Raw genomic sequence first — 16,137 nt, forward strand, 5'->3', positions numbered from 1 at the left:
AGCCAGCCCAGCGCCTTGCGGAGTGACAATGGACATCAAACAGCTGAAATTCCTGATCGCCCTCGACGAAACCCGTCATTTCGGGCAGGCCGCTGCGCGGTGCCATATCACCCAACCCACGCTGTCCATGCGCCTGCGCAGCCTCGAGGAAGAGCTGGATTTGCCACTGGTCAACCGCGGCCAGCGCTTTGAAGGTTTCACCGCGCCAGGCGAACGTGTGCTGGCCTGGGCGCGCACGGTGCTGGCGGCCTACGACGGATTGCAGGCCGAAGCCGCTGCCTGTCGCGGGCATCTGGTCGGTACGCTGAGACTGGGCGTAGTGCCGCTGTCGAACTTCGACCCGCTGCCGCTGCTGCAACGCCTGCACAGCATTCACCCGAACATGCGCTTTGAGCTGTCATCGCTCAGCTCCGAGCAGATCCTCGATCAACTGGCGAGCAATCGGCTGGATTTGGGCGTGTCCTATCTGGAGCGACTGGACACTGATCGTTTCGACTCGCTGGAACTGGCTGAAACCCGCATGGGCCTGATGTACGACCAACGCCATTTCAGCTTTGGCGAGGAGCCGCTCAGCTGGGAGAGCCTGATCGAACTGCCCTTGGGCATGCTGACCAGCGGCATGCACTTTCGTCAGTCCATCGATCACAACTTCCACAGCCGCGGCCTGGAACCCCAACCGATGATCCAGACCGACGCCGTGCATCAGCTCATGCAGGCCGTTCAGGGTGGCTTCTGCTGCGCGATCATGCCGCTCGATGGCGGCTTGGAAACCCTGACCAAACACCTGCGCCTGCAACCCATCGAACAGGCCCAGACCCTGGCCCGTCTGGGGCTGATCATGCGTCGTTCGGCACCTCGTTCTGCGCTGGCTGAGGCGAGCTTCGGGCTGTATCAGAAAATGATCACGGCGTCTTGATCGACGTCATCTATCACAGCATCAGTACTAGCGATTAGACGGCATTCGGTCGGAGGCATAGGCTTAAGGCCTGAATATTCTGCCGGTACGTCCCGATGCCAACCCAGCACACGGAGGGCACGGCGCCCGCAAACTCACTGCCCGCGCCTGCCGCAAGCCAGTCATACAGCTACTCGAATCTCGACCTGGACGCCTCGCACCCCAACGTGCTCGCCGAAGAGGTGGCGCTGGCCATTGCCTATAACGGCATCAGCCAGGCCGTGATGCTGGTCACGCCCACTGATCTGGAAGACTTCATCGTCGGTTTCAGCATTGGCAGCGGCATCATTGAATCCCCGGACGAGATCTACGACATCAAGCTGGGCGGCTGCGGCTCTGCGCAAACCGCCGAAGTGGAAATCGCCAGTCGTGCCTTCTGGAACCTCAAGACCCAGCGCCGTCAGCTGGCGGGTACCAGCGGCTGCGGCTTGTGTGGCGTCGAAGCGGTGGAACAGGCATTGCCCGAACTCAACGTGCTGCCCGGCGCACCATTGCCGCCTGTCGAATGGCTCAAAGGCCTGCGCGAGCGCCTGGACGAATTCCAGCCGCTCGGCCAGCACTGCGGCGCCGTACATGCAGCGATGTTCATGAATGATCAGGGCGAACTGCTGCTGGGCCGCGAAGACATCGGTCGGCACAACGCCCTCGACAAGCTGATCGGCGCGCTGATCCGGCAGGACATCCCGACCACGGGCGGCCTTGCGATCGTCACCAGCCGCTGCAGTCTTGAACTGATTCAGAAAGTCCTGCGTGCCGGGATTCAGACCCTTGTCAGCCTGTCCTCGCCCACGGGCCTGGCGCTGCAATGGGCACGCCGGCACAACCTCAACCTCATTCATCTGCCCAAACACAGCGCCCCCAGGGTCTACAGCCCTGCTTTGGAGAGTCAAGCGTGAGCATGCACAGACAAGCCGACAAAACCCCCGTTGCGCGTTACAAACCCTATAAAGGTCCAGCCGGTGGATGGGGCGCCCTGATCAGCGTGAGCAAAGCCTGGCTGACCAGCGACAACGCGCTGAAAAACCTGCGCATGATGCTCAAGACCAACCAGAACGGCGGCTTCGACTGCCCAGGTTGCGCCTGGGGCGACTCGCCGGAAAGCGGCATGGTCAAGTTCTGCGAAAACGGCGCCAAAGCGGTCAACTGGGAAGCCACCAAGCGCCGCGTTGATCCGTCCTTCTTCGCCCGTTACAGCGTCAGCTCGCTGCTGGAGCAGAGCGACTACTGGCTGGAATATCAGGGCCGCCTGACCGAGCCCATGGTCTACGACGCAGAGACTGACCGCTACAAGCCGATCGCCTGGGACGACGCCTTTGCCCTGATCGCCAAGCACCTGAACAACCTGCCAAGCCCGAACATGGCCGAGTTCTATACCTCGGGCCGCGCCAGCAACGAAGCGGCGTACCTGTATCAGCTGTTCGTGCGCGCCTACGGCACCAACAACTTCCCTGACTGCTCGAACATGTGCCACGAAGCCAGTGGCGTTGCGCTCTCGCAAAGCGTGGGCGTCGGTAAAGGCACCGTGACGTTCGATGACTTCGAGCACGCCGACGCGATTTTCGTGCTGGGCCAGAACCCCGGCACCAACCACCCGCGCATGCTCGAACCCCTGCGTGAAGCCGTTCAGCGCGGCGCCCAGGTGATCAGCGTCAACCCGCTCAAGGAGCGTGGCCTGGAGCGCTTCCAGCACCCGCAACATGCGCTGGAAATGCTCACCAATGGCTCCGAGCCGACCAACACGGCGTTTTTCCGTCCGGCGTTAGGCGGCGACATGGCCATGCTGCGCGGCATGGCCAAATTCCTGCTGCAATGGGAGCGCGAAGCTCAGGCCAAGGGCGAGCCCGCCGTGTTCGACCACGCCTTCATCAACGAGCACACCCACGGCGTGCTGGACTACCTGGCCAAAGTCGACGAGACCTCGTGGGACTTCATTGTCGAGCAATCGGGGTTGACCCTTGAAGACATCGAGCTGTCTGCCCGCATGTACGCCCGCGCCAACAACGTGATCATGTGCTGGGCGATGGGCATCACCCAGCATCGTCATTCGGTGCCGACCATTCAGGAAGTCGCCAACCTGATGCTGCTGCGAGGCAATATCGGCAAGCCAGGCGCCGGCCTGTGTCCGGTGCGAGGCCACAGTAACGTGCAAGGCGACCGCACCATGGGCATCAACGAGCGTCCACCGGCGTTCTTCCTTGATGCTCTGGAAAAGCGCTTTCAATTCAAAGTGCCTCGTGAAAACGGCCACAACGTGGTCGAAGCGATCCACGCGATGCTCGAGGGCCGCTCTAAAGTCTTTATCGCCCTGGGCGGTAACTTTGCCCAGGCAACGCCGGACAGCAGCCGCACCTTCGAAGCCTTGCGCAATTGCGACCTGACCGTGCAGATCAGCACCAAGCTCAACCGCAGCCACCTGGCCCACGGCAAGGAAGCACTGATCCTGCCGTGCTTCGGCCGCACCGACATCGACATACAGGCCGAAGGCCCGCAAGCGGTCACCGTGGAAGACTCGTTCAGTATGGTCCATGCCTCCAACGGCCAGCTGAAACCGCTGTCGCGCCACATGCGCTCCGAGCCTGCGATTCTGGCCGGCATCGCCAACGCCACTGTGGGCAAGCGGCCCGTGGACTGGCTGTGGCTGGTGGAAGATTACAGCCGAATTCGCGACCTGATCGCCGATACCATTCCGGCGTTCAAGCACTTCAACGAGAAGATCAAAAACCCGGGCGGCTTCTATCTGGGCAGCACCGCCGGTGCGCGCAAGTGGAACACGCCAACTGCCCGCGCCAACTTCAAGTCGAACCTGCTGCCACAGGACCTGATTCACGAGAGCATTCGCGGCACCGGCATCGTGCCGGACCTGATCATGCAGTCAATGCGCTCACACGATCAGTACAACACCACGATCTATGGTCTGGACGACCGTTATCGCGGCGTCAAAGGCCAGCGCGACGTGATGTTCCTCAATGAGGCCGACATCGTGCGCCTGGGCTTCGTGCCGGGGCAGAAAGCCGACATCGTGTCGATCTGGGGCGATGACGTCGTGCGTCGCGTGAAGGGCTTTACGCTGCTGCCATTCGACATCCCTGCCGGCCAGGCCGCCGCTTACTACCCTGAGGTGAACCCGCTGGTGCCGCTGGAAAGCATCGGCGACGGCAGCCACACACCAACGTCCAAGTTCGTGGCCATCAAGCTGGAGCGGCATGCCGAGGTTGCGCGGATTATTTAACAAACGCCGCGATACTCCCTGTAGGAGCGAATTCATTCGCGAGAGGCCACAACAAACGACTGAAATAGGTCGACTGTAAGTACGCCTCGCGGATAGATCCGCTCCCACAGGGCTCTCTATGTGCATGCACTCATTAAATGACCGGCCATAAAAAAGGCCCGAATCGCGTGATTCGGGCCTGTGTGAAGTAGTGTATGACTGGCAGAATCGGGTTAAGTTCCCCTGATAAAACAATCACTTAGGGCTTTGTATACAAGTCGTGCTATTCGTCGGATTTCGATTGTGACATTTTCTTCATGATTGCAGGATCGCGTCGTCATCCCTACGAGCATCCATACATGAATTATTCCTCGATTCTGTTGTTGTCCCTCTCGCTGGCCACCGGGTTTGCCTCAGCAGGCGATAACCTGAACGCCGGTGTGGGTGGCGCATTGGGTGGGGTACTGGGTTCGGTCGTCGGCCAGCAGATCGGCGGCAGTACCGGTTCTGCGATTGGCGCAGGCCTGGGCGGCGCGGCCGGTGGCGCAGTGGGCGCCAACCGCCACAACCGCACCGAAGCCGCGATTGGCGGTGGTCTTGGCGCTGCAGGCGGCAACGTCATCGGCCGCAGTGTCGGTGGCAGCACCGGCAGCCTGATCGGCGCCGCAGCTGGCGGTGGCGCCGGTGGCGCACTCGGCAACTACATGGGCGAAGAGAGCCGCCGTGACGACAGCCGCCGTGGCTATCGTGGCGACCGTCGCGACTACCATCACGGTCGCGGCCCTCGTCACCACGACCGCGGCCACCATCGCGGCTGGCGCCATCGTTAAGCGCCAGAGCAACTGTGTCACCCAAACACCGGCCGCCTTACGCGGCCGGTTGTCGTTTCAGGCCACCAACCGTTCCATCGCCTCACGCAACTGCGCAGGAATCGGCACTGGCTGATTCGACGCCCGATCCACGAACACGTGCACGAAGCGCCCCGCCGCGCACGCCTCATCCTCCCCCGCCTTGAACACCGCCAACTCGTACTGCACCGAGCTGTTGCCCAGCTTGCCGACCCGCAGACCGATCTCGATCAGGTCGGGATAGGCAATCGACGCAAAGTAGTCGCACGAAGAACTCACCACAAACCCGACCACTTCCCCGTCGTGAATATCCAGCCCGCCCCGCTCGATCAGGTAGCTGTTTACGGCGCTGTCGAAGAAGCTGTAGTAAGTGACGTTATTCACGTGGCCGTAAATATCGTTGTCGTGCCAGCGTGTGGTGATGGGCTGGAAGTGGCGGTAGTGGGCGCGTTGCGGAGTTTCGCTCATGCTTCATCCTCGATGGGGGGCTGATCCTGGAGCTGACAATACGATTGTTGGGGACACCCACAAAACCTGTGGGAGCAAACTCATTCGTGATGCGTTGCGTCAGGCACAGATAACGTTTGCTGCGCCCGCCGCAATTGCGAATCAATTTGCTCCCACAGTAGCCGGCATCTGCCGTCGCTACTGGTGGTGACCCTGAATCCAGGCGCGCACCGCCGCATAAGGATAATCCTCCAACGTCGCAAACCCGACGGTCGCCCGAGCCTTGACCCTGGTGAACAATGGCACGCTGATCCCGCACAAGAACCGGGTCAGGCACTCAGCGCTCGGCGGATCGCCCTGCGCCTCAACATGCTTGCCAATGAACGCACTGCACAGACCGTCGAAATCCTGCTGATCAAGCGGCGTCAGCGCCGGCGGCTCGGGCAACACGGCCACGCGCCCCGCGCACACCGAACAATGCCCGCAGCGCTCAGGCGCCCGATCATCACCGAAATACTGCGCCAATCGATGACTCAGGCATTGCTCACTGGCAAATAAATCGAGCATCGCGTGAATACGCGCCACCTCAGTAGTTTCGTGCTGCACGAAGTAATCGTATAGCTCCTCGCTCAGCGCCTGCGCACTGAAATCCGTCACCAGCAGGCTGTAGACCTCGGTCATCTGCTTGCTCTCAAGCGTGATCCAGCCCTTTTCCTGAAAGAAATCCAGCGCCGCCACCACACGAGAACGCTCAGCCTGGTATTGCTGATACATCGCGTCAAAGTTCACGGTGGCCCAGGTGCGCGCCCGGCTGGACGTCTCGACCAACGCCTGAACGAACTGTTGCCGCTCTCCCTGAAAATGCTGCACGAGGGCTTGAGGCTCAATCAGGTACTTGAAGCGGTACTCGGCAAAGTACGAGTAGCGAGGCGCGATGATGCCGCGTAACTCCAGTTGCACCAGTAGCGTCTTGAGTGGCAGCTGGCGGATATTGCTCATGTCGGAAAGCGGCGTCAGCAAGAACTCCCACTGGCCGTCGCTGCGCGCGCTCAGCACGTCGTCCAGCACACGACGAATCCCTTCGCGCTCAGGTGTGTCGCCATACACGAAGTTCTCCAGCACATTGAGGCTGTCGCGATTGGCCAGCACCAGACACTGGGAAACCGCTCCATCGCGCCCTGCCCGGCCGATTTCCTGACTGTAGTTCTCGATGGATTTGGGCAGATCGAAATGCACGACATTGCGAATATCGCTCTTGTCGATGCCCATGCCGAACGCGATGGTCGCGACAATGCAATTCAGACGACCGTCCATGAACTGGCGCTGAATCGACTCACGGGTATCGTGGGCCAAACCGGCGTGATAGGCCTGCGCGGGAATGCCGTTCTGCGCGAGATGCCCTGCAACGAACTCGGCGGTCTTCTGCAGCGTGACGTAGACGATGCTTGGCTCACCGGCGCGCTCGCCCAGCCATTGCACCAGACGTCGACGCTTGTCCCGCCCTGGCGTGGGTTCGACCGACAGCGTGAGGTTGGGCCGGTAAAACCCGGTCGTCACCACATCATCGGGGGCGATGGCGAACTTCGTCTGCATGTCGGTGATGACCTGCGGCGTCGCCGTGGCCGTCAGCAGCAACGTCTGCGGGATGTTGAACTCGCGCTGGTAGTCAGGCAGCTTGAGGTAATCAGGCCGGAAGTTATGCCCCCACTCGGAAATACAGTGCGCCTCGTCCACCACCAGCAGCGAAATCGGCACCTGCGAGATGAAATGCCGAAAGCGCTCGTTCTTCAGACGCTCCACCGAAATCATCAGAATTTTCAGCTCGCCCGAGCGGGCGCGGCCCATCACATCGGACGCCTCGTCACGGCTCTGCGCCGAATCGATACTGCCCGCCGAAATCCCATGGCGCTGCAGAAACGCCAGTTGGTCCTGAATCAGCGCCAGCAGTGGAGAGACGACGAGCGTCAGGTGCGGCAACAGCAAGGCCGGCAACTGATAGCACAGCGACTTGCCGGAGCCTGTCGGGAAGATCGCCGCCGCCGAGCGACCGGCCAAAACCGCGCTGATGGCAGCCTCTTGCCCAGGACGAAATTGCCGATAACCGAAGACCTGCTCGAGGGTTTGATGCATGTGCATCCACTCCGTGGACCATCGTGAGGGGGCCGACCTTAACCCGACCGGCACGCGAGCGATACGCCTGGGGCGTTACAAAAATGCCAGGCAGGATACAAACTCGATACAACATCTCGACCTGCTACTAGCAAAACAACATTGCGCCGTTTACCCTCGCCGCAATATTTACTCACACAACCGATCGCCCGTTCGCGCAGGCACCCAAAAGCCCGCCAGCCCGCGATCTGCCAAGGAGAGGCAATGAAATCCACTCAGCCACCCGAGGACGACGGGCTGATCGTCATGCAACGTCTGGCACCGGACCAGTTCGATGTCGTACTGGGCTCGCATCCTGCCAAACGAAAAGTCGTACAGACCAAAAAGACCTGGCCTCTCAGCAGTGTGATCATCTGTCTGGCTTTGCTCGTCACGATTGTCTACCTCATCATTCAGATGTTTCACACGCAAAAACCGGCTCAGGTTTCAGTCATTCCAGTGCAGGAAGTTGAAATCATCGATGAACCCGCTCCCGCACCAGCGGTGCCCGAAGTCCGCACCATCGAGCAGGTCGTCTACGTCGCACCCAAACTCGACACGACTCAACAGGCTGCCAGCAAACCGCTGAACGACTGCCTCAAAGACGGCAACGTGATTGATCGGGACGTTATCAACTGCCGCTTTGGCGACGCCCAACCCACCGACTACAACGCCCCTCGCCCGCAGGGCATGGTCTCGGATCGCTACATGGCGCAGTACAAATCCGCAGCCGCCACGCCTAAAGCCGATACCGGAAGGCACTATGACGTGGCAGGCGTGTTCATCCGCGAAATCGACGGCCGCAACCGCTACGAAGCCCGCTATCGCATCTACAACAACCACATCGAAAACAGCAGCGTGTGCATGAACTTCAAGGCCGACAGCGTCGAATACCGCGAATGCCGCCGCGCCGCTGAACCCTTTTTCAAAGACATGTGCAGCGACTGGAGCAAACGCCTCGCCAAGGACAAGGACGAGAAGAACAAGCTGGCGCAAGAGCAGTACTGCGAGGCGGCGCGCAGTTATCGGCCGTGAAACGACGGGCATGGAATTGCCTGCGGCATTCGACAAATCTATATTTTGATGGTCATACCTTGCGCCAAGCAGAGGCTTTCATGCCGATCACTTCAGGAACCTGTCATGACCCGCACGCACTACCTTCCGCTTTTGCTCATTACATTGACTGCCACCCTGGCCGGCTGCGGGGACAAGAATCCCGAAAAAGCCAGCAGTGCGTCGGCTGATACGCGAGGGCTGTCGAAGTCCATGACGGTGGATGTCAGCGGCGCCCTGAACCTGCATTACGAAGCGAAAGGGGATGCAGTCGGCGTTGGGTTTCTTCCCGGAAAACTCCCTGGCTCAAACTGGCTGACACTCAGTGCAGACCAAGAGCAGGAAGGCGACCGAAACGAAGTCAGCATCGGCCCGATCCTCGGCTTTTCCTTCGACAATCCTGACCAGGAAAAACAGGCGATCATGTTCCAGGGCGGTCGTGTGGAAGTCGCCCACGACGAGAACAGCGCCTCCTACGATACGGGCTCGTATTACCAGTATTTCGACGCGGATAAGTCGGGAGCCAACAGCAACGTCAAACTCGACTTCAGCAAAATCGAGAAACTAGCGTCCGGCAACAAGCTATTGGAGCGCTACCGCTTGGTGGGCACCTTCCAGTTCAATGCTGCCCTTTCTCCCGAACAACCCTCCGACGAATGCACCCGAGAAGCCGCAGCCTATGCTGCCGAGCACGGCGAGCGCCATCCCGGCTTCGACGCAAAATTGTGCGACGCCAAGAGCCTCGTGGCGAAGGGCAGCTTTGATATCACGCAGGATTTTCCCGGTGATGGGTAAGGCGGGGTGAGTAGCGCATCGGTCATGTCCCCATCCTGCAATTCAGAAACATCAGACATCCATCACGGATAAGCCCTACAACGTTACAGAAATGTTCTGCAATAGCATTTCCAGCCTGATCTCTACAGGCTGGAACAATGACTCGAACCTATTGCTTCGAAGGCGATTGCGGACTTGAAGCCGACCAACTCTGGTGGCTGATCGCAACAGAAACATTGATGGAAGAGTTTGGTATCACCGACATCGCTGCTGCTGTAGGGATTGTCAGCGGCGCGAACATCGTGCCGACCCGCGCCAAGCCCGGCGGGGCCATACCTCGCACCTCCATTGCGTCGCGGCTCGCCCGCCGACTCAGTCGCAAGCGACGACTTCCCTTCCGAGTTCCAACCCTTACAGGCTTCTTCCCTCCCAGCATCAGAATGACCAGCAAGGCAGGTGCCGTAATCGGTAGAGCCATTCCCGTTTTTGGCTGGGCCTACACTGCCTTTGAACTGACGACAGTTGCGGTAAAAACCCTGCGTAAGTACAACGCTGTAGTTGAGCCCGAGGACCGAGTCTTTTGACGACGAGTAAAGTTTCCCCACTTCCTGACGACAGCCGCATGCAGGAATTGCTGGCTTTACTGAGTCAGCATCTGGGTGCGTTCGACCTCGAAAAACTCAATCTGAATACGTCGATCAATCACGACTTGGGATGTGATGGGGACGATGCTGCGGAATTGATGGCAGAACTCGCCGAGACGTTCTCCATCGATTTTGTCGATTACGACGCCTATCGGTATTTCAAACCCGAAGGGTATGACTTGATGAAGTGGCGTCGCGGTAAAGACAGGCGTGGCGAAATCCCTCTGACGTTGGCGATGCTCCATCACGCCATCGAACTTCGGCGATGGATGACTGCGGAGCTGGAGGCGCTTCGGCCTCAATCACCCGCCCTGCGCGATCCATACTTACGACAGCGTGCCTGAGCTCACTTGAATGACTGATCCGCGACTACTCTCACGTGAGCGAAAAGCATAAAAAAACCGCCTCAAAGGGCGGTTTTTATTCAGCAGAACCCGATCTTACAACTTCGGACCCGCTGCCTTGATCGCGTCGCTCACGTCGAACTTCTTGAAGTTCTCGATGAACAGGCCGGCCAGGGCTTTGGCCGCTTCGTCGTAGGCTGCTTTGTCAGCCCAGGTGTTGCGTGGGTTGAGCAGTGCGGTGTCGACGCCTGGGACGGACTTCGGCACGTCCAGGTTGACGGTGTCCAGGTGCTCGGTTTCTGCACCGATCAACGCACCGCTCTGGATGGCGGCAATGACGCCACGGGTGGTCGGGATATTGAAGCGCTTGCCGACGCCGTAGCCCCCGCCGGTCCAGCCGGTGTTGACCAGATACACCTTCGAGCCGAAGCCGCGGATACGCTTGATCAGCAGCTCCGCATATTCGCCAGCCGGACGCGGGAAGAACGGTGCGCCGAAGCAGGTGGAGAACGTCGACTTGATGCCGGCGCCCGAGCCCATTTCGGTCGAACCGACCAGCGCGGTGTAGCCCGACAGGAAGTGATAGGCCGCTTGTTCTTCACTGAGGATCGACACGGGCGGCAGAACGCCGGTCAGGTCGCAGGTCAGGAAGATCACAGCGTTTGGCTCGCCGCCCAGGTTTTTCTCGGAACGCTTCTCGACGTGTTCCAGCGGGTACGCAGCGCGGCTGTTCTGGGTCAGGCTGCTGTCGGCGTAGTCGGCGTGCTTGTTGGCATCCAGAACCACGTTTTCCAGAACGGCGCCATGCTTGATGGCTTTCCAGATGACAGGCTCGTTCTTCTCGGACAGGTCGATGCACTTGGCATAGCAACCGCCTTCGATATTGAACACCACGCCTTCGCCCCAGCCGTGCTCGTCGTCGCCGATCAGATAACGGCTTTCGTCGGCGGACAGGGTGGTCTTGCCAGTGCCGGACAGACCGAAGAACAGGGTCACGTCGCCTTCTTCACCAATGTTGGCGGCGCAGTGCATTGGCAGCACGTCGGCCGCTGGCAGCAGGAAGTTCTGCACGGAGAACATGGCTTTTTTCATCTCACCGGCGTAACGCATGCCAGCGATCAGGACTTTCTTCTGAGCGAAGTTGATGATGACGGTGCCATCGGAGTTGGTGCCGTCACGCTCTGGCACGCACTCGAAGTTGGCCACGTTCAGTACTTGCCACTCTTCGCGGCCAGCGGGGTTGTACTGGGCCGGATTGATGAACAGGCAACGACCGAACAGATTCTGCCAGGCAGTCTGGGTGGTCATTTTTACGGCCAGGTAGTGATCGGCCGCGGCGCCTACGTGCACGTGGGAAACGAAGTGTTCCTGAGCGTTGTTGAACGCTTCGACACGCGCCCACAGGGCATCGAATTTGTCGGCAGGGAATTTGCGGTTGATCGGGCCCCAGGCAATGGCTTGCGTGGTGCTCGGCTCATCAACGATGAAACGGTCAACTGGCGAACGACCGGTACGGTGGCCGGTTTCGACGACGAGTGCGCCGGTATCGGACAGTACGCCTTCTTCGCGTTTGAGGGCTTCTTTAACCAGTTCGTCGACACTGAGATCGGTGTAAACGGCGTTATTGGCTTGCGTCATGAGATTCCCCGTCGGCCCGCTGGCCGAGTGCTCCAAACGTTTTGTAGTAGAAAAACCCACACTACTACAGCTAAAAAGTGGCCGGATTATGCCAGAAAAGCCCAAAAAAGGTAGGGCCCTCCTGTCAGAACTACATAAAGAAGAGTCAAGCCGGCCGGGCGGAAACCATTCAGCCCGGTCCTCGCACTACATCAATGGCGGGTATCGGACGGGGTGTCGATGCCGCCGCCAGCGAACAGCTGCGCTACATCCGTTGCGTCGAACAAATAGCGCTGGTTGCAGAACTGGCAGTCGATCTCCACCGTACCGTTATGCTCGACCACCAATTGCTGTGCATCTTCCAGGCCAAGGCTCACCAGCGCATTGGCGGAGCGCTCGCGCGAGCAACTGCAACGGAACACCAGCGGCTGGATGTCGAACAGGCGCACCGGGTCTTCGTGGAACAGACGATGCAACACGGTTTCGTTGTCCAGGCTCAGCAGCTCTTCAGCGGTCAGTGTGGTCGCCAGCGCGCGCACGTGCTGCCAGCTTGCCTTGCGATCGTCCTCATCCTTCAGACGCTCGGGTGGCAGCTGCTGAAGCAGGAATCCACGAGCGCGCTTGCCGTCTGCATACAGCCAGAACTCGGTTGGCAATTGCTCGGACTGCACGAAGTAATCCGTCAGGCAGCGAGAAAGCGTCTCGCCCTCGAGATCGACGATGCTCTGATAGCGCTTGCCGTGACGAGGGTCGATATTGATGACCATGACACCCTCAGGCATCAGGTCTTTGAGCGTGGCGCCCGGCTCGATGCGGGTTGCATCGTAGTGAGCGATACCGCGCAGTTCGCGTTCGCTGGAGCATTCGACCATCAACAGGGAGACTGGTCCTGAGGAGCGCGCCTGCAGCACCAGCAGGCCGTCGAACTTCAACGTGCCTACCAGCAGCGCGGCAGCGGCAAGCAGCTCGCCCAACAATTGGGCAACCGGCTCAGGGTAAGGGTGCTTGGCCAGCACTTCGGCGTAACTCCGCTCAAGCGAGGCTAACTCGCCGCGAACGTCGCTCTCATCGAACATGAAGCGCTGGGTGTAATCGTTATCCGGGAAATCATGCATATGAAATTGGTATCTGAAGTGATGACAAAGTGATGACGACCGCTTATAAAACGCGGTTTAGCACCAACAGGTGCATTGTCATGCCGATGGGGGCATTTTATGGACTATCCCGCGCTGTTCCAACCCAAGTGGAACGCCAAAAAATTCCTGCTGTGTAATCTGGTAGCGCTGGCGCTGCTACTGGTGTGGATCTGGCCTACAGGTCATGCCGCCTTTACGCAATTCGACGAGTGGTTTTTCCACCTGCTGAATCGGCCGCTGGAGCAGAACACAGTGTGGCTGTGGATCTGGACGGTTGCCAGTATGCGCCCGTTCGACATCGTGGTCGGACTGATTCTGTTGATGTTACTTATCAAGGGCGACTGGGTATTCAAAGCGGTACAAACCCGTTCGGCGCTGATCGGCTTCGTGCTGACACTGATCCTGCTGCTGATTATTCGCACCGTTTTTTCCAAAATCATCGATCACACCTCGCTGCAACACGACAGCGCGTCGATGGTAATCCCTGACGCAATCAAGCTCAGCGAAATATTCCCGACTCTGGAAGACAAATGGCAGCTCAAGGACCGTTCGAGCCAGAGCTTCCCGGGTGACCATGCCTCGGTGCTGCTGATCTGGGCGATGTTCATGACGGTTTACAGCCGCACCATTGGCCAGCGCGTGGTCATTTGGGGCCTGGCTTGCCTGTTCATGATGCCGCGCCTGGTTGCGGGGGCTCACTGGGGCCAGGACGACTACATCGGTGGCGTCATGATTGCCCTGCTCGCACTGGGCTGGAGCTGCTACACGCCGTTCGTGGCCCACGCTACAAGCCTGTTGATGCGGGCGACCGCACCCATTTTCAACCTGTTCGGCAAATTTCCGCTGCTGCGCTGCCTGAGCATCATGAAGCCCGGCGCGAGACTCTGACCTCTTTTATACAGCAGTTCGGCTTGCCGGCGGTGCGACCTCCCGGGCGTAACCGCCGACATCAGGGGCTGCTCCCAGGGAGGCAGCACGTCACTTCAGTCGTCTCCCGAGCGAAACTGAAACAGCTGCCGACGCTGCTTCTTGGTTGGTTTGCCATCGGTGGTCAACCCCAAGCTTCCGGCCTTGCGCAGCTCTGCGGCCTGCTCGCGTTTGGCAAGGCTTTCAGGGGTTTCGCTGTAGAGCAACTGAGCCTCTGGCGCACCACGACGCACGATCGACAGCGCCTGAACCACCACCGTTCGCTCATCGAATCCGGTGCGGATTTCAAAGGTGTCGCCAATGCGCGGCTCTTTGCCCGGCTTGCAGCGTTCACCCCGACAGTGCACCTTGCCACTTTCGATGGCCGCCTTGGCCAAGGCGCGGGTTTTGAAAAACCGTGCCGCCCACAGCCACTTGTCCAGACGAACTTTGTCGTCCTCGTCTGACTTTTGTGTCATCTGAATTCCTCAATTACGTGTAGTCAGAACTGTACTACGCAACGCCAGGCACGCAGTAATCTCAAGCGTTGGTTAGAATCCTCCGCACACAGGTGAGGGCATGCACATTCGTGTCCGCCAAGCTATCGTGGGCAGAACGCGCAAACGCACGGAATCGCTTTGAAAACATTCGACCATCTCACTGTTATCGGCCTCCGCGAATGGGTGGCGCTGCCCAATCTGGGGGTGGCTGGCCTGCGTGCGAAGATCGACACCGGCGCCAGCACGTCCAGTCTGCACGCCACTGAAATCGAACCCTTCGAACGCGACGGCGAAAAATGGGTGCGCTTCAACGCCCATTTGGGCACCGTCGTGCAGTTGCGTCATCGCCGTTGCGAAGCGCAACTGGTGGCGATGAAAACCATCAAAAGCTCCAACGGCCAGGCGCAGGTGCGCTATGTCATTCGCACGACACTGGCGTTAGGGGATCGGGTCTGGCCGGTAGAGTTCACCCTCGCCTGCCGCAAGGCCATGCGTTATCGATTGCTGTTGGGTTCAAAAGCCCTGATTGACGGCCAGTTGGTGGTCAATCCGGGCATTACGTATGTTCAGGACAAGCCGACTTTTCCGGCTTCCAATTCCTCTGCCACAGGTGTTGCATGAAGATCGCTGTGCTTTCGCGAAATCCGCGTCTGTATTCAACTCGTCGTCTGGTCGAAGCTGGCATTGCGCGTGGCCATGAGGTCGTAGTGATCGATACCCTGCGCGCCTACATGAACATCGCCAGTCATAAGCCGCAGATCCACTATAGAGGCAAACCCCTGGAAGGCTTTGATGCGGTGATCCCGCGCATCGGCGCTTCCGTTACCTTTTATGGCTGCGCGGTGTTGCGCCAGTTCGAAATGATGGGCGTGTTTCCGCTCAACGAGTCCGTAGCCATCGCGCGCTCGCGGGACAAACTGCGCTCGCTGCAACTGCTCTCCCGGCGTGGCATCGGCCTGCCGGTCACCGGCTTCGCCCACTCCCCCGACGACATTCCCGACCTGATCCAGATGGTCAACGGCGCCCCGCTGGTGATCAAGGTGCTGGAAGGCACCCAGGGAATTGGCGTTGTGCTATGCGAAACCGCAACAGCGGCAGAGTCCGTGATCGAAGCATTCATGGGTCTCAAGCAAGACATCATGGTGCAGGAATACATCAAGGAAGCTGGAGGCGCCGACATTCGCTGCTTCGTGGTGGGCGATAAAGTCATCGCCTCGATGATGCGTCAGGCCAAGCCCGGCGAATTCCGTTCCAACTTGCACCGTGGCGGGACCGCCAGCCTGATCAAGATCACTCCCGAAGAGCGCATGACCGCTATCCGCGCCGCCAAGGTCATGGGCCTGAGCGTCGCGGGTGTGGACATCCTGCGGTCCAATCATGGCCCGCTGGTCATGGAAGTGAACTCCTCGCCAGGCCTGGAAGGCATCGAAACCACGACCGGCAAGGATGTGGCGGGGATGATCATTCAGTACATCGAGAAAAACGGCGGCCCGCATATGACGCGGACGAAGGGTAAGGGCTGATACCTTTGGCGCACCTGGGGCAGGGTAAAGCCTG

General features: G+C 59.5%; 16 protein-coding genes. 11 read left to right on the forward strand and 5 right to left on the reverse strand.

The genetic code is table 11. The annotated features are described in order from the left end of the window. The first annotated feature begins 28 nt into the window (after positions 1–28). The 4 genes from AC07V9_RS11440 to AC07V9_RS11455 all read left to right on the forward strand — a co-directional run bounded on the left by AC07V9_RS11440 (position 29) and on the right by AC07V9_RS11455 (position 4,993). A complete protein-coding gene (locus AC07V9_RS11440; protein WP_495015827.1) occupies positions 29–916 on the forward strand; it encodes a LysR family transcriptional regulator in 888 nt (295 codons plus the stop codon). A 95-nt stretch (positions 917–1,011) separates the two neighbouring features. Beyond that, positions 1,012–1,851 carry a formate dehydrogenase accessory sulfurtransferase FdhD gene (gene fdhD, locus AC07V9_RS11445; RefSeq protein WP_495015828.1) on the forward strand — a complete coding sequence of 280 codons (840 nt, stop codon included), beginning with the start codon at positions 1,012–1,014 and terminating at the stop codon, positions 1,849–1,851. Between the two features lie 2 nt (positions 1,852–1,853). Next, positions 1,854–4,184, forward strand: a complete 2,331-nt coding sequence (locus AC07V9_RS11450; RefSeq protein ID WP_495016031.1) for an FdhF/YdeP family oxidoreductase — start codon at positions 1,854–1,856, stop codon at positions 4,182–4,184. Between the two features lie 338 nt (positions 4,185–4,522). Then, positions 4,523–4,993 carry a glycine zipper domain-containing protein gene (locus AC07V9_RS11455; protein WP_495015829.1) on the forward strand — a complete coding sequence of 157 codons (471 nt, stop codon included), beginning with the start codon at positions 4,523–4,525 and terminating at the stop codon, positions 4,991–4,993. 57 nt (positions 4,994–5,050) lie between these two features. Here the strand turns inward: AC07V9_RS11455 and AC07V9_RS11460 are convergent, their stop codons facing one another. After that, the gene (locus AC07V9_RS11460) at positions 5,051–5,479 is read right to left on the reverse strand and encodes an acyl-CoA thioesterase (RefSeq protein ID WP_495015830.1); all 429 of its coding nucleotides are present in this window, start codon (positions 5,477–5,479) and stop codon (positions 5,051–5,053) included. 177 nt (positions 5,480–5,656) lie between these two features. Further along, entirely contained in the window at positions 5,657–7,588 is a 1,932-nt protein-coding gene (locus tag AC07V9_RS11465; RefSeq protein WP_495015831.1) for a RecQ family ATP-dependent DNA helicase, read from the reverse strand. 243 nt (positions 7,589–7,831) lie between these two features. On the opposite strand from AC07V9_RS11465, the gene AC07V9_RS11470 reads away from it, so the two are divergent. The 4 genes from AC07V9_RS11470 to AC07V9_RS11485 all read left to right on the forward strand — a co-directional run bounded on the left by AC07V9_RS11470 (position 7,832) and on the right by AC07V9_RS11485 (position 10,421). Beyond that, positions 7,832–8,641: a hypothetical protein gene (locus AC07V9_RS11470; RefSeq protein WP_495015832.1), complete on the forward strand. Its 810-nt coding sequence runs from the start codon at positions 7,832–7,834 to the stop codon at positions 8,639–8,641. Positions 8,642–8,746: 105 nt separating this feature from the next. After that, positions 8,747–9,454, forward strand: coding sequence for a hypothetical protein (locus AC07V9_RS11475; protein ID WP_495015833.1), 708 nt, complete (start codon positions 8,747–8,749; stop codon positions 9,452–9,454). Between the two features lie 137 nt (positions 9,455–9,591). After that, complete coding sequence (locus tag AC07V9_RS11480; RefSeq protein WP_495015834.1) at positions 9,592–10,017, forward strand: STM2901 family protein; 426 nt, start codon at positions 9,592–9,594, stop codon at positions 10,015–10,017. 38 nt (positions 10,018–10,055) lie between these two features. Further along, a complete protein-coding gene (locus tag AC07V9_RS11485) occupies positions 10,056–10,421 on the forward strand; it encodes a DUF1493 family protein (RefSeq protein WP_495015835.1) in 366 nt (121 codons plus the stop codon). A gap of 96 nt (positions 10,422–10,517) precedes the next feature. Here AC07V9_RS11485 and AC07V9_RS11490 read toward each other — a convergent pair whose 3' ends face one another. After that, positions 10,518–12,059, reverse strand: a complete 1,542-nt coding sequence (locus tag AC07V9_RS11490) for a phosphoenolpyruvate carboxykinase (RefSeq protein ID WP_495015836.1) — start codon at positions 12,057–12,059, stop codon at positions 10,518–10,520. 191 nt (positions 12,060–12,250) lie between these two features. Further along, on the reverse strand, positions 12,251–13,153 hold the full coding sequence (hslO, locus tag AC07V9_RS11495) for an Hsp33 family molecular chaperone HslO (protein ID WP_495015837.1): 903 nt from the start codon (positions 13,151–13,153) through the stop codon (positions 12,251–12,253). Between the two features lie 99 nt (positions 13,154–13,252). Here hslO and AC07V9_RS11500 point away from each other — a divergent pair, with 99 nt between their 5' ends. Then, a complete protein-coding gene (locus tag AC07V9_RS11500; RefSeq protein WP_495015838.1) occupies positions 13,253–14,062 on the forward strand; it encodes a phosphatase PAP2 family protein in 810 nt (269 codons plus the stop codon). A gap of 95 nt (positions 14,063–14,157) precedes the next feature. Here AC07V9_RS11500 and AC07V9_RS11505 read toward each other — a convergent pair whose 3' ends face one another. Then, positions 14,158–14,559, reverse strand: a complete 402-nt coding sequence (locus AC07V9_RS11505) for an RNA-binding S4 domain-containing protein (protein ID WP_495015839.1) — start codon at positions 14,557–14,559, stop codon at positions 14,158–14,160. Positions 14,560–14,718: 159 nt separating this feature from the next. On the opposite strand from AC07V9_RS11505, the gene rimB reads away from it, so the two are divergent. Together rimB and rimK are read left to right on the forward strand one after the other, a co-directional pair. Continuing rightward, positions 14,719–15,201, forward strand: a complete 483-nt coding sequence (gene rimB / locus AC07V9_RS11510) for a retropepsin-like aspartic endopeptidase RimB (protein WP_495015840.1) — start codon at positions 14,719–14,721, stop codon at positions 15,199–15,201. Further along, positions 15,198–16,103: a 30S ribosomal protein S6--L-glutamate ligase gene (gene rimK / locus AC07V9_RS11515; protein WP_268798963.1), complete on the forward strand. Its 906-nt coding sequence runs from the start codon at positions 15,198–15,200 to the stop codon at positions 16,101–16,103. The genes rimB and rimK overlap by 4 nt, the downstream gene beginning before the upstream one ends. The last annotated feature ends 34 nt before the right edge of the window (positions 16,104–16,137 follow it).

The organism is Pseudomonas sp. GW821-FHT02A11 (genome assembly GCF_059421985.1).

What these genes read in the sequence shown, in the direction of transcription:
- AC07V9_RS11480 (WP_495015834.1), top strand. Translation starts at nt 9,592, where the DNA reads ATGACTCGAACCTATTGCTTCGAAGGCGATTGCGGACTTGAAGCCGAC.
- AC07V9_RS11440 (WP_495015827.1), top strand. Translation starts at nt 29, where the DNA reads ATGGACATCAAACAGCTGAAATTCCTGATCGCCCTCGACGAAACCCGT.
- AC07V9_RS11465 (WP_495015831.1), bottom strand. Translation starts at nt 7,588, where the DNA reads ATGCATCAAACCCTCGAGCAGGTCTTCGGTTATCGGCAATTTCGTCCT.
- AC07V9_RS11460 (WP_495015830.1), bottom strand. Translation starts at nt 5,479, where the DNA reads ATGAGCGAAACTCCGCAACGCGCCCACTACCGCCACTTCCAGCCCATC.
- AC07V9_RS11470 (WP_495015832.1), top strand. Translation starts at nt 7,832, where the DNA reads ATGAAATCCACTCAGCCACCCGAGGACGACGGGCTGATCGTCATGCAA.
- hslO (WP_495015837.1), bottom strand. Translation starts at nt 13,153, where the DNA reads ATGCATGATTTCCCGGATAACGATTACACCCAGCGCTTCATGTTCGAT.
- AC07V9_RS11475 (WP_495015833.1), top strand. Translation starts at nt 8,747, where the DNA reads ATGACCCGCACGCACTACCTTCCGCTTTTGCTCATTACATTGACTGCC.
- AC07V9_RS11500 (WP_495015838.1), top strand. Translation starts at nt 13,253, where the DNA reads ATGGACTATCCCGCGCTGTTCCAACCCAAGTGGAACGCCAAAAAATTC.
- AC07V9_RS11450 (WP_495016031.1), top strand. Translation starts at nt 1,854, where the DNA reads ATGCACAGACAAGCCGACAAAACCCCCGTTGCGCGTTACAAACCCTAT.
- rimK (WP_268798963.1), top strand. Translation starts at nt 15,198, where the DNA reads ATGAAGATCGCTGTGCTTTCGCGAAATCCGCGTCTGTATTCAACTCGT.
- AC07V9_RS11505 (WP_495015839.1), bottom strand. Translation starts at nt 14,559, where the DNA reads ATGACACAAAAGTCAGACGAGGACGACAAAGTTCGTCTGGACAAGTGG.
- fdhD (WP_495015828.1), top strand. Translation starts at nt 1,012, where the DNA reads ATGCCAACCCAGCACACGGAGGGCACGGCGCCCGCAAACTCACTGCCC.
- AC07V9_RS11485 (WP_495015835.1), top strand. Translation starts at nt 10,056, where the DNA reads ATGCAGGAATTGCTGGCTTTACTGAGTCAGCATCTGGGTGCGTTCGAC.
- AC07V9_RS11490 (WP_495015836.1), bottom strand. Translation starts at nt 12,059, where the DNA reads ATGACGCAAGCCAATAACGCCGTTTACACCGATCTCAGTGTCGACGAA.
- AC07V9_RS11455 (WP_495015829.1), top strand. Translation starts at nt 4,523, where the DNA reads ATGAATTATTCCTCGATTCTGTTGTTGTCCCTCTCGCTGGCCACCGGG.